Source organism: Flavivirga rizhaonensis (genome assembly GCF_004791695.1).
GTDB lineage: Bacteria > Bacteroidota > Bacteroidia > Flavobacteriales > Flavobacteriaceae > Flavivirga > Flavivirga rizhaonensis.
Genome location: NZ_SRSO01000003.1, coordinates 56,282 through 68,420 on the forward strand (window position 1 = coordinate 56,282; position 12,139 = coordinate 68,420).

9 protein-coding genes and 1 tRNA gene are annotated in these 12,139 nt (G+C 31.6%); 4 read left to right on the plus strand and 6 right to left on the minus strand.

What is annotated here, in order from left to right; translation table 11 throughout:
• Positions 1 to 75: 75 nt before the first annotated feature.
• A complete protein-coding gene (gene msrB, locus EM932_RS03180; protein ID WP_135875416.1) occupies positions 76 to 537 on the minus strand; it encodes a peptide-methionine (R)-S-oxide reductase MsrB in 462 nt (153 codons plus the stop codon).
• Between the two features lie 213 nt (positions 538 to 750).
• Here msrB and EM932_RS03185 point away from each other — a divergent pair, with 213 nt between their 5' ends.
• Both EM932_RS03185 and EM932_RS03190 read left to right on the plus strand, forming a co-directional pair.
• Positions 751 to 1,965, plus strand: a complete 1,215-nt coding sequence (locus EM932_RS03185; RefSeq protein WP_135875418.1) for a Pycsar system effector family protein — start codon at positions 751 to 753, stop codon at positions 1,963 to 1,965.
• A gap of 17 nt (positions 1,966 to 1,982) precedes the next feature.
• Complete coding sequence (locus tag EM932_RS03190; RefSeq protein WP_135875419.1) at positions 1,983 to 2,543, plus strand: pentapeptide repeat-containing protein; 561 nt, start codon at positions 1,983 to 1,985, stop codon at positions 2,541 to 2,543.
• A 234-nt stretch (positions 2,544 to 2,777) separates the two neighbouring features.
• Here the strand turns inward: EM932_RS03190 and EM932_RS03195 are convergent, their stop codons facing one another.
• Entirely contained in the window at positions 2,778 to 5,150 is a 2,373-nt protein-coding gene (locus tag EM932_RS03195; RefSeq protein ID WP_135875421.1) for a GAF domain-containing protein, read from the minus strand.
• Between the two features lie 241 nt (positions 5,151 to 5,391).
• On the opposite strand from EM932_RS03195, the gene EM932_RS03200 reads away from it, so the two are divergent.
• On the plus strand, positions 5,392 to 5,814 hold the full coding sequence (locus tag EM932_RS03200) for a hypothetical protein (protein ID WP_135875423.1): 423 nt from the start codon (positions 5,392 to 5,394) through the stop codon (positions 5,812 to 5,814).
• An 83-nt stretch (positions 5,815 to 5,897) separates the two neighbouring features.
• Here the strand turns inward: EM932_RS03200 and fsa are convergent, their stop codons facing one another.
• The 4 genes from fsa to EM932_RS03220 form a co-directional block, all read right to left on the minus strand.
• On the minus strand, positions 5,898 to 6,554 hold the full coding sequence (gene fsa / locus EM932_RS03205) for a fructose-6-phosphate aldolase (RefSeq protein ID WP_135875425.1): 657 nt from the start codon (positions 6,552 to 6,554) through the stop codon (positions 5,898 to 5,900).
• Between the two features lie 71 nt (positions 6,555 to 6,625).
• On the minus strand, positions 6,626 to 8,677 hold the full coding sequence (locus EM932_RS03210; protein WP_135875427.1) for a transketolase family protein: 2,052 nt from the start codon (positions 8,675 to 8,677) through the stop codon (positions 6,626 to 6,628).
• 687 nt (positions 8,678 to 9,364) lie between these two features.
• Complete coding sequence (locus EM932_RS03215; protein WP_135875429.1) at positions 9,365 to 9,733, minus strand: hypothetical protein; 369 nt, start codon at positions 9,731 to 9,733, stop codon at positions 9,365 to 9,367.
• Between the two features lie 378 nt (positions 9,734 to 10,111).
• Positions 10,112 to 10,193, minus strand: a tRNA-Leu gene (locus EM932_RS03220).
• A 169-nt stretch (positions 10,194 to 10,362) separates the two neighbouring features.
• Between EM932_RS03220 and EM932_RS03225 the strand changes: the two genes are divergently transcribed.
• Positions 10,363 to 11,751, plus strand: a complete 1,389-nt coding sequence (locus EM932_RS03225; protein ID WP_135875431.1) for a dipeptidase — start codon at positions 10,363 to 10,365, stop codon at positions 11,749 to 11,751.
• The last annotated feature ends 388 nt before the right edge of the window (positions 11,752 to 12,139 follow it).

A 12,139-nucleotide genomic window follows, 5' to 3' on the forward strand; every position in this document is an offset into this window, starting at 1 on the left:
AAAAAATTTAACAAAGGTCTCGAACTGACATCCAAATACTATTTAGACTATCTCAATTTATTAAACTTTAAATTTTTATTTGTCATTAATGGCCTCCTTTTCTAATTGCATAGATTCAGAATTGATACAATAACGCAAACCGCTAGGCTCTGGTCCATCTGGAAATACATGTCCTAAATGAGCGTCACAAGTATTACACATCACCTCTACACGTACCATTCCAAATGCTGTATCTTTTTCATACTTAATGGCATTAGCTTTTATAGGCTGTGTAAAGCTGGGCCAGCCTGTTCCTGAACTAAATTTAATAGTAGAATCGAACAAAGGTGTATCACAACAGACACAGTTATACTTACCTGCCTCATGTGTACTACAAAGCGCACCACTATGTGGACGCTCTGTTCCTTTTTGTCTGGTGATTCTAAATTGCTCCAGGGTTAATTGAGCGCGCCATTCTTCATCTGTCTTTTCAACACGTTTATCTGGAGTAGGGTTTCCTTTTACAGAAAAATTAATGATGTCCTTCCAAGTTAGCATAGTAATGTTCCTTTCTTTATTAATTAAATACTCGAAATGAGTCCAGTATTAATATGCTTTTTATCTTAATACTAGTCTAAATTAAGTTTAATTCCTTACAGTTTCATTTATCTAAATATCCATGTAAAGTATCATTGAAATATACGACAAAATATAGCGTTTACTTTGCATTAATTAAAGTTTAGTATTTTTACTAAAAATCATTTCTTTTCTATGGACAATCTTATTGCTGAAGCAGAAAAATATGTTATTAAATATTTAAACGATAACCTTGATAACAAATTTATTTATCATAATTTATCTCATACACAAAGTGTAGTAAAAAAAGCGAATGAACTGGCCGAGCTTTCAAATTTAAAAGAAACTGACAAATCACTTTTACTATTAAGTGCCTGGTTTCATGATACTGGCTACACCAAAAGCATAGATAATCATGAAGTTGAAAGTGTAAAAATTGCGGAGGCTTTTCTAAAAGATCGTAGTGTACCTGAAAATGATATAAAAACTATATCTGACTTGATTTTAGCTACTAAAATGAAATACGTACCTAAAAATCAGCTAGAAAAGATAATAAGGGACGCTGATTGTGCTCATATAGGAAGTAAAAGGTTTATTGACATTACTGAGTTACTTAGAAAAGAATGGGAGATTGCCTGTAATAAAACACTTAGTGAAGAAGAATGGTTAAGCATGAACATTGATTTTTTATCTAATGATCATAGGTTTTACACTAATGAAGCTTCTGCAAAATGGGACAAAATGAAGAGTAAAAACCTCTCGCAATTATTGAAAGCTCAAAATAAATTAAAGCAAGACAATACAAAACTCAAGCATAAGAAAGAGGAATTACATTTTAAAAAGAATAAAGTGGCACTCCCAGAGCGTGGTATTGAAACCATGTTTAGGGTGACCCTTAAAAATCACATTACTTTAAGTAATATTGCCGACACGAAGGCTAATATTTTATTATCGGTTAATGCTATAATTGTCTCCTTAGTCCTTTCTAATTTAGTTTCAAAACTAGACAATGCTTCAAATCAATATTTAATTGTTCCCACGATTATTTTTGTATTGTTTACAGTTGTATCTATAGTATTGTCTATTTTAGCTACGCGCCCAAATGTTACAAGTGGCAAGTTTACCAAAGAGGATGTTGCTAATAAAAAAGTAAACTTATTATTTTTTGGTAACTTTCATAAAATGAGCCTTAAAGATTTTGAATGGGCCATGGGAGAAATGATGCAGGATAGAGACTACCTGTATTCTTCTATGAAAAAAGATTTATATTTTCTTGGATTGGTTTTAGATAAAAAATATAAAATACTTCGTCTAACTTATAGCGTATTTATGATAGGCATTATAGTGAGTGTTCTTTCTTTTGCTATTGCTTTTCAGTTTTTTTCTGGTGCTGCTTTTACTTCATTATAAAATTTTGAAATAGATTGATGATTGAAAATAAAGGCTTTGATAATCTAAATTATTCCGAAATACCTTTAGATAAAGGGGAATATGAAGATTGTAGATTTACTAACTGTAATTTTGTGAATGCTGATTTATCAAATATATCTCTTACCGATTGCCAGTTTATCGATTGTCATTTTAGCTTAACTAATATAAATCGCTCGGTGCTTAATGATGTCTCTTTTTCTAATTGTAAGTTATTAGGTATTCATTTTAATAACTGTGATGATTTATTTTTATCTGTTTCTTTTGATAATTGCAACATGGAACTATCTGTATTTTATAGCTTAACTTTAAAAAAGACACTTTTTAAAGACTGTAATTTAACGAGTGTGGATTTTACCGAAACTGATTTATCTCGCAGTACTTTTCAAAATTGTAATTTAAAGCATGTTCTTTTTCAAAATACGATCCTGGAACATGTTGATTTTAAAACATCATATAATCTATCTCTAGATCCTGAAAATAATAAAATAAAACATGCTAAATTTTCAAAAGAAAATGTTGCTGGATTACTTGGGAAGTATCAAATTAAAATAGCGTGATTTCTAGGGGTTTAAAACTACTTTATTTTTATTAATCTACCAGCCATAAGTCATTTCGACGCAAGGAGAAATCATATAATCTGTAATATATAATTTGAGTGATGGGATATCTCAACCATAACTCATTTCGATATGACTCAGAGTCATAATTTAATCTTTTGAATGATGATATATCTGCTACAACTAATTTATAGTTATAGATCAACAAAGTTATACTGGGATTAAAATTGAAAATTAAGCTCTTATTTCCTTCATTAAGTCATCATAAGTATAAAACGCTTTATCGTTTTCATCTTTATGATATAGCACGCTTACTCGAATGGCTTTAAGACCTGTAACAGCTTGTAAATCCTGAAGTTCAACTATTTCAACATCCGTATCTAAATAGTGTCTAGACTGTAAAAATTTAATATATCTTAAATACTCTTTTTCATCTTGTTTTTGAGAGTATACAATACTTATTTTTCCTTTTTGGGTAACACGCTCTGTGGTTCCTTTTATATATGCTTTATCAACTCGTTTTTTTACAATTTCGTAACGGGCATTATATGTTCCATCCACATCAAATTGTTTTTCATCCATTCTGAAACTTATAGATAATGGCTGATTAAATACTAATATCATAGATGCCACATCTAACGATACCGGAAAATCTGATTGCATTTGGTAGTATGAATTTTCCATTTCACACATCACTTGTAATTGCCACAAACGTAAGTTATATAAATAGATAAGATTAAAGCTATCTTCTCTAGTAATGGATTCACCAACATACATATTATGCTCTACACCATCTGTTTTAAAACGCTCAAAATAGTGCGGATACATTTGTTGCGCCTCAACTTGTTTTGCATCTAAAAGAGATGCCATTTCTTTATTGATCAACGCAATGGTATCGTCATAGTCTTTTCTATGTCTATAAAGCATATTTACTTTATCATCAATACTATCAAAATAGGCATTAATTTGTTCTTTTAACTCATCTATTGTATATAAGTGTTTAAGAATTGGTTCTATCTCTTTCCTAAAAAAATCAGATATTTGTTGTTCGCTGTCTACCTGAAAATGAGCACTTAACCCTTTCAAATAATTATCTGTCTGGTATATAAATTGATCATAAATTGGTAAACTTTCTATTTCTGAAGCTTTTTCTAATATTTTTTTAATGGCCGATAATTGCAACGTTAAATCTTGTTGCGTGGCTTTATTTCGCGCTTCCGAAGATCCTTTAATATCAATCTGACCATAAAGCGGATAAATATTTTCAAAAGCTATCTTTTTAAAGACAGCTTGTTCACCATTCATTTCAGACTTAATAAAATTCTTTGCTTCTCTTTCAAATCGCCAATGTACACTTGGGTGAATTGAAGTACATTCTTTTTGTATAATCGCTTCTATTAAATTCTCTTCATCGCTTTTGGATCGCTCAACTGCCGATACAATAAACGGCATAACATCTATTAATTTATTGGCATTTATACTATTAAGCACTTGCGGTTTATTAGACACTATTTCTAATATCCCCATTAAACCTTTATCATTAGCTATAGGTGCAAAAATGGCACTTTTTATACCTTGTTCATGTAATGAGGCAATGTGTGGTGCTTTACCTTTAGATAGTTCAAACATTTTATCTACATCTGAAACAGAGAAATATTTATTTTCATTTAACAACCTATTATGTGACCAACCACATAAAGCGCCTTCACAACAAATTTTTTCTGATTTGTTAAGTAAAAAGCTATTCATGCCTACACCATAAACACGTTCAAATGTTTCTTCTTCTTCATTATAAATTGAAAAACCAACTTTTAGATCGTTTATTCCTAAAAGCGATCTAAAAACTTCATGAAATTCTTCGATAAAACCTTCGTCTTTTCGCTTGTCTTCACCAATAAGGTTAGACTTTATATTGGATATGGATTGATCGTCTGTAACATCAAAAATATTAGATATGACGAATCCTCTGAATATATAACTATTAGGAGGGAATTTCTCTTTCCAAAGATCTATGTTTTCAAAATTATCTAGTAACTCATTATAGTCTTCTTGGGTGATTTTTTTAGCAGCTTCTGTCGGAACGATTTCACAAAAATCTGCATTATATAATATTTTATAATAACGAAGTATCCCATTAGCGTCAGGTATTTCGTAATAAAACGGTCTTTTGAAATTTAAATTATAGCCATAACAAAAATTTAAAATGATAGTACATGCTATGATATATCTATCATCCTCTGGCATATTTTTTATTTGAAGTTCAAAATTATCACCCGCCGTTTTAATAATACTTCTAAATCGTTCTGATGAATTAAATATTAAATTATGAAAAGGAACTGACGCTGTTTTTATTTCATTTTTAGTTAAAACGGGACTAAATGAATCTTCAAGAATAATTGCTATTTCCTTTTCTCTTTCTTTTAATATTGAAACATCACTAAAACCTTCTTCTAACTCTGGATATGCACGAGCCATATCTAAAATACGCTTCGCTCTGGCCGCAACAAATTCATCATCATTTTTAGCCAAAGCTTTATAATGTTTAAGCATGACATTAAAACTCACTTTTAAATTTAAAGGTGATTCGATGTTATCATTAATATCCATAATATTAGATCTATTAGAATACAAAGTTACAAATTATTGGTTTAGTCGATATAAAATAGACTTGATAACATCAAAAATGTTACAAGTTAAAACGTTAAATTTACTATTGATTTTATCTATTTAAAAGCCTTTTCTCTATAAACAAACTGGATATAATTATACATATTAGGCTCCTGTTTTTATTCAATATGCCATTTTTTACATACATTTATCTGAATATTAACCAATTAAAACTAATATTATGTTTTCAAAAACAAATTTAATTTCGACAATTATTACCACTATTTGGGGGTTTCTTGGTGGATGGTTACTTTGGGGAATTATAGGGGATCCTATGTTAGCAGACCATACTGTTTCTTCTGGTCTGATGAAAGAAGTACCAGATATGGCTTTACTAACTATTGGTTGCCTTGTTGTTGGCTTTGCTTTTTCAACTATGTATTCGAAATGGGCTAGAGGTTCACATGGAATTTTCCAAGGTGTTCAATTTGGTATCTGGATTGGTATTTTAATAGGCCTAGGAAGTGGATTGATTGATTACTCAACATCTAACCTTTTGGATTTAAGCGGAACTATTATAAATGCCGCTATTTATATTGTTCACTATTCAATAATGGGCATTCTTGCAAGTCTAATTTATGGAAAATCTACCGTAGAAGGATAAAAGCATATACACATATTAATTCAAACAAAAAGCGTCTCAAAATTTTTTGAGACGCTTTTTAAATTATAAGATTAAAAAGAAAATTATTGATTTCCTTTTTTATAGTCTTCTAAAAATTTAGCCAAACCAATATCAGTTAATGGGTGCTTAAGCAATCCTTTAATTGAAGATAATGGTCCTGTCATAACATCAGATCCTAATTTAGCGCAATCTATTACGTGCATTGTATGACGTACAGACGCTGCTAAGATTTGAGTATCAAAAGCATAATTATCATAAATCTGTCTAATTTCAGCTATTAAATTCAAGCCATCGGTAGAAATATCGTCTAATCTACCAATAAAAGGAGACACATAAGTAGCTCCTGCTTTTGCTGCCAACAACGCTTGTCCAGCAGAAAAAACTAAGGTTACATTTGTTCTTATTCCTTTATCAGAAAAATATTTACAGGCTTTTATACCATCTGCTATTAATGGTAATTTCACAACTATTTGTGGGTGTAAAGCTGCTAATTTTTCTCCTTCTTCTACCATACCTTCAAAGTCGGTAGAAATCACTTCAGCACTTACATCGCCATCAACTAAATCACAAATTTTCTGGTAATGTGCTAAAATATTTTCAGCACCAGTAATACCTTCTTTTGCCATTAATGATGGGTTTGTTGTAACACCATCTAAAACACCTAAAGCCTGTGCTTCTGCAATATCACCTAGGTTGGCTGTATCTATAAAAAATTTCATTCGCTTGTATTTATTGTTTTATCTGTTTTGATTCTAAGGTTAGATTCCATCCATTTAATCATTACAAATGATTAAATTTTAGCCATAGATGTTTCATTTAAATATTCGATTACATTTTGGCAAACTTTTTCTCCTGTAAAACCAAATTTTTCATCTAACACACCTGCTGGAGCTGAATAACCAAAATGATCTACTCCAAAAACCTTACCACTTTCACCTACAAGTCCTTCTAAGTTTACTGGCAAACCTGCTGTTAAGCCATATAAAGGTTTGTTTTTTGGAATAACATTTTCTTGATAGTCTTTAGGTTGAAGTCTAAACACGCCTTCAGAAATTATTGAAGCTATATTTACCTTAATATTTTCTTTTTCTTCCAGTAGTTTTGCCGCTTCAATCAAGGTTGAAACTTCTGATCCATTAGCAACTAAAACAACATCTGGATTCTCAACTTCTTTTACTAAATACCCCCCTTTTTCTGCTGCTAAAGCTTCTTGATATCTAGATGATCCATTAGCAGGAATATCTTTAATCCCTTGTCTAGATAATATTAAACCTGATGGTGTATTGCTATTTTCTAAAGCCATTTTCCATGCTACAGCTGTTTCTGCTGAATCTGCTGGACGTAATGCCAAGAAACTATTTTTACCACTATGGTTTTTAAGTTTTTCTAATAATCTTATTTGTGCTTCTTGTTCAATTGGTTGGTGTGTAGGACCATCTTCTCCTACTCTAAAAGCGTCATGCGTCCAAACGTATTTCACGCCTAATTCTTGAATACCACTTAAACGAATCGCTGGTTTCATATAATCTGAAAACACAAAGAATGTTGCGACTACTGGAATAATACCGCCATGAAGCGCGATACCGTTTGCAATACATGCCATCGTTAACTCAGCAACACCTGCTTGTAAAAATGATCCACTAAAGTCTCCTTTTTGTAAGGCTTGTGTTTTCTTTAAGAACCCATCTGTTTTATCACTATTAGATAAATCTGCCGATGATACGATCATGTTCTCTACATGCTCAGCTAAATACCCAAGCACATTAGAAGATGCGGCTCTTGTAGCTAGTCCTGCTTTATGCTCAATAGATTCAAAATCTAAATCAGGGAGTTCTCCTGACAAGAAGTGATCTAATTTATCTGAAAGCACTTTATTATCTTGTCTCCAAGTTTCAATAACAGCTTTCTTTTCTGCTGCCTTAGCTATTTTTTCTTTTAATAGTGTTTCGTAAAACGCACTTACATCTTCGTACTTATCAAAAGGGCTTTCAGGATTTGCGCCTAAATTTAATAAGGTTTTTGTATAATCTGCTCCTGTATGACCAATAGGTTGCCCATGTAATTCACAGTGTCCTTCAAACATACTTCCGTCTGCGGCTACACAACCTTTACCCATGATAGTTTTACCTATTATTAAAGTTGGTTTTTCTATTTCGTTATTTGCATCTGTTAATGCTTTTCTTATCTCATCATGGTTATGACCATCGATAGTCACTACGTTCCAACCCCAAGCTTCATACTTCATAGCTGTATCTTCAGTAGTTACTTCATCTGTTGATGTTGATAACTGAATATCGTTAGAGTCGAAAAACATTATAAAATTGCTTAATCCTAAATGGCCAGCAATTCTACCTGCTCCTTGTGATATCTCTTCTTGAATGCCTCCGTCTGAAATGAAACCATATATTTTATGGTTCATCCAGTCTCCGAATCTGGCTTGTAAAAATTTAGCTGCAATGGCTGCTCCAACACCCATGGTATGTCCCTGCCCTAAAGGTCCGGATGTATTTTCTATACCTCTGGAAACATCAACTTCCGGGTGACCAGGTGTTATAGACCCCCATTGTCTGAAATTTTCAATATCTTTTTTCTCATAATTCCCTAAAAGATAGTATTGTGCATACATTAATGTAGATAAATGCCCAGCATCCATAAAAAATCGATCTCTAAAAGGCCAAGTCATATCCGATGGGTCGTAATTAAAGAATTCCGAGTATAAGATGTGCATAAAATCTGCGCCTCCCATCGGTCCACCTGGATGTCCTGAATTCGCTTTTTCTACCATGGCTACAGCTAATGCTCTAATATTATCTGCTGCCTGTTGATCGATTTTTTTATTCATTTTAAAATTATGGTTAATGTTTAATAGCTTTAACTAATCTTTAATTATTTTAAATACATTTTTCTGAATCAAATCAAGACAATTAACTAAAGTTTTATTAGTAAACTACCCTTTAAATAATGTAGAAATATATATTTTGCAAATATATAATCTTTAACTTGTTAGGTATTATTAAAATTCAAATATTTTAATAACAACTGTTAACATCTTCATTCCATCTATAATTCTCTCTTTTATTTTAGTTTCACTCTAGCTATTCTATAAAAAAACAGAAAGTACCTCATGGTTTTTAAACTATTTTCTTCAACATTTTCACATGCTTATCCTCTCCTTAATTGTTTTATCTAAATATTTCTGAAATTCCGATCAAATAAAAACGGGTTCAATATATATGTTTAAACCATTGCCTCCCTACTTATGTATATTCGCGACAATTTGAATATTACAGAGGAATATAATGTTTATAATGGTATAAAATTAATATGCTTAAATTATAAATCAGAGAGAATATTATACGTTGTCTATCCATTTCACTCACCATTAAATCTATCAGAAATTTTGCTTTAACGTTATTTTTTAGATAAGAGATATTATTGTTGAGTATTTGGAAAAAAATACTCATTGTCAGGAGAACAGTTTTTGAAACTAATAAGATCAAGCAAAACTATTCCTTCATGGTTTTCTTTGTTATTGATTGCCTCCACCAATTGAAGTGACATTGGTAAGCTTATAAACTATCTCTGGAGGTATGACATTCGCGTTACAAATTAGACTTTTAATTGTTTCTTGGTCAACTTGCATATCAAATTTAATCCTTGTGTTTTCAGTGTTAAATTCTGCAGGAACAATCACAGCAACAACACCAAAACCGTCTACATCAACATTAAAAACACCATTACAGCCTGAATTGCCGAGAACTGTTCCTTCTAAATTTAGTTTGTTATCGCTAGCATCATCATCATTAGTGCAAGCCAATAGAACAGCACAAGATATCGCCAGAAAAAATTTAAATAAGGTGGTTAGAGAGATTGTCGAAACTATTTGTCTTGTTTTCATTTTGTTTGGTGTTACAATTATATATTTTGTAGATACAATTAATCACAGATGGTTGCGCATGTCTAACTAAATTAATTAGTAATAAATCACACATAATTTAATAAATAAAAATGATTATAAATATGTGGTTTACCTGTAATTTTTTATAATAAATCACTACAAAATGTAATAGTGATGTGATTCTGGGAGTTGTTCTATACCAACTAAACCATTAGGTACTGGAATCCTTGAACATAGACTTTTGATACGTATTGATATGAATTTGTAACAATCTGAATTATGCGTAAAAAAACCGAATGTTATACTTTTGTTATTCTAAAACAGAAAAAGCCTCTCAAAATTGAGAGGCTTTCAACATATTTTTAAAGTTTTAAAAAGTGCGGGCGGGGAGACTCGAACTCCCACACCTCGCGGCACTAGATCCTAAGTCTAGCGTGTCTACCAATTCCACCACGCCCGCAATTAAGGACTGCAAATATAAACAAGATTTTTAAATTGCAAACTCGATATTCCAATTTAATTAAAAATAAATTTATTTATTCGCATTCATTTTTTAATCAAATTAGTATTAACCATTTAAAACATTCTTTTTTTATATTTTTGAATGAATTATACAATCACTTCACTTCATGAATAACATTCAATCTTATATAAAAGAAAACAAAGACCGGTTTCTAAATGAATTAATAGAACTCCTTAAAATACCATCTATAAGTGCAGATTCCACTTATAAAAATGATGTTTTAAAAACGGCTGAAACCATAAAAACTAATTTAAAAAAAGCAGGATGTGACATGGTTGAAATTTGCAAAACAGATGGATACCCTATTGTTTATGGCGAAAAAATTATTGATAAAAATCTACCAACCGTATTGGTTTATGGACATTATGATGTACAGCCACCAGACCCTTTAAATCTTTGGAATTCGCCACCTTTTGAGCCTGTAATTAAAAAAACAGCATTACATCCAGAAGGCGCTATTTTTGCTCGTGGTGCGTGCGATGATAAAGGGCAAATGTATATGCATGTAAAAGCTTTGGAATTTATGACATCCACAGACCAACTACCGTGTAATGTGAAATTTATGATTGAAGGTGAAGAAGAAGTAGGTAGCTCTAACCTTGCTATTTTTGTAAAAAATAATCAGGAAAAACTAAAAAACGACGTCATTCTTATTTCTGATACTGGTATGATTGCTCAAGACGTTCCTTCTATTACGACTGGTTTACGCGGATTAAGCTATGTAGAGGTTGAAGTTACGGGACCTAATCGTGATTTACACTCTGGACTTTATGGGGGTGCGGTAGCTAACCCTATAAACGTTTTAACCAAAATGATTGCGTCATTTCATGATGAAAACAACCATATTACTATTCCAGGGTTTTATGACAAAGTAGAAGAGTTATCTAAGAAAGAACGTGCAGAAATGTCTAAAGCACCATTTAATTTAGATAGTTATAAAAAGGCTTTAGACATAAATGCTGTTTACGGAGAAACTGGATATACCACCAACGAACGTAATTCTATCCGTCCTACTTTAGATGTTAACGGTATTTGGGGAGGCTACACCGGCGAAGGCGCTAAGACTGTTATTGCAAGCAAAGCCTTTGCAAAAATCTCTATGCGTTTAGTGCCTCATCAGGATTGGGAGGAAATCACACAATTATTTAAAAATCATTTTGAAAGTATCGCTCCAGAAGGGGTTACTGTAAAAATAACACCACACCATGGAGGCCAAGGTTATGTTACTCCAATAAATAGTATTGGTTACCAAGCAGCAAGCAAAGCATATCAAGATACTTTTGGTAAAACTCCTATACCACAACGTAGTGGTGGCAGTATTCCTATTGTGTCTCTTTTTGAGCAAGAACTAAAAAGCAAAACCATACTCATGGGCTTTGGTTTAGATAGTGATGCTATTCATTCACCAAACGAACATTTTGGGATTTTCAATTATTTTAAAGGCATTGAAACCATTCCTTTATTCTATAAATATTTTACCGAGCTATCGAAATAATTTGGATGTTATCGTATCCCTCTACTGTACTCAGGGCAAAACAGTCATGACGTAAATTTATATAGAAGCCTAGTCAAAGGCTACAACTTTTTAGTTTGTACCTTAAAAAAGAATTCATTAATCACAATATAATGACAGACTTATTTATATGAAATTTAAAACAAATAATAAGCCTTTTTAGAAGCTCCAAAATCTTAGCTAATTTAGCTATGTCCTTTAAATTTGAAATATCAAAATATTATCGAATTAGGACTAGGATAGTATTGTTAAAAAGTATGTCTTTAAAAGAGTGAATCCTCTTTCTAAGATTTACTCTTTTGAAATTAATAAAGATTTTGTTTTTAACTGAATTAAATTAAGGATAGCAAAGGAATAGGATTATTAATGA

Excerpts from the sequence above, each read along its gene's own strand:
- EM932_RS03225 (WP_135875431.1), top strand. The coding sequence starts at position 10,363 with ATGAATAACATTCAATCTTATATAAAAGAAAACAAAGACCGGTTTCTA.
- EM932_RS03215 (WP_135875429.1), bottom strand. The coding sequence starts at position 9,733 with ATGAAAACAAGACAAATAGTTTCGACAATCTCTCTAACCACCTTATTT.
- fsa (WP_135875425.1), bottom strand. The coding sequence starts at position 6,554 with ATGAAATTTTTTATAGATACAGCCAACCTAGGTGATATTGCAGAAGCA.
- EM932_RS03190 (WP_135875419.1), top strand. The coding sequence starts at position 1,983 with ATGATTGAAAATAAAGGCTTTGATAATCTAAATTATTCCGAAATACCT.
- msrB (WP_135875416.1), bottom strand. The coding sequence starts at position 537 with ATGCTAACTTGGAAGGACATCATTAATTTTTCTGTAAAAGGAAACCCT.
- EM932_RS03195 (WP_135875421.1), bottom strand. The coding sequence starts at position 5,150 with ATGGATATTAATGATAACATCGAATCACCTTTAAATTTAAAAGTGAGT.
- EM932_RS03185 (WP_135875418.1), top strand. The coding sequence starts at position 751 with ATGGACAATCTTATTGCTGAAGCAGAAAAATATGTTATTAAATATTTA.
- EM932_RS03210 (WP_135875427.1), bottom strand. The coding sequence starts at position 8,677 with ATGAATAAAAAAATCGATCAACAGGCAGCAGATAATATTAGAGCATTA.
- EM932_RS03200 (WP_135875423.1), top strand. The coding sequence starts at position 5,392 with ATGTTTTCAAAAACAAATTTAATTTCGACAATTATTACCACTATTTGG.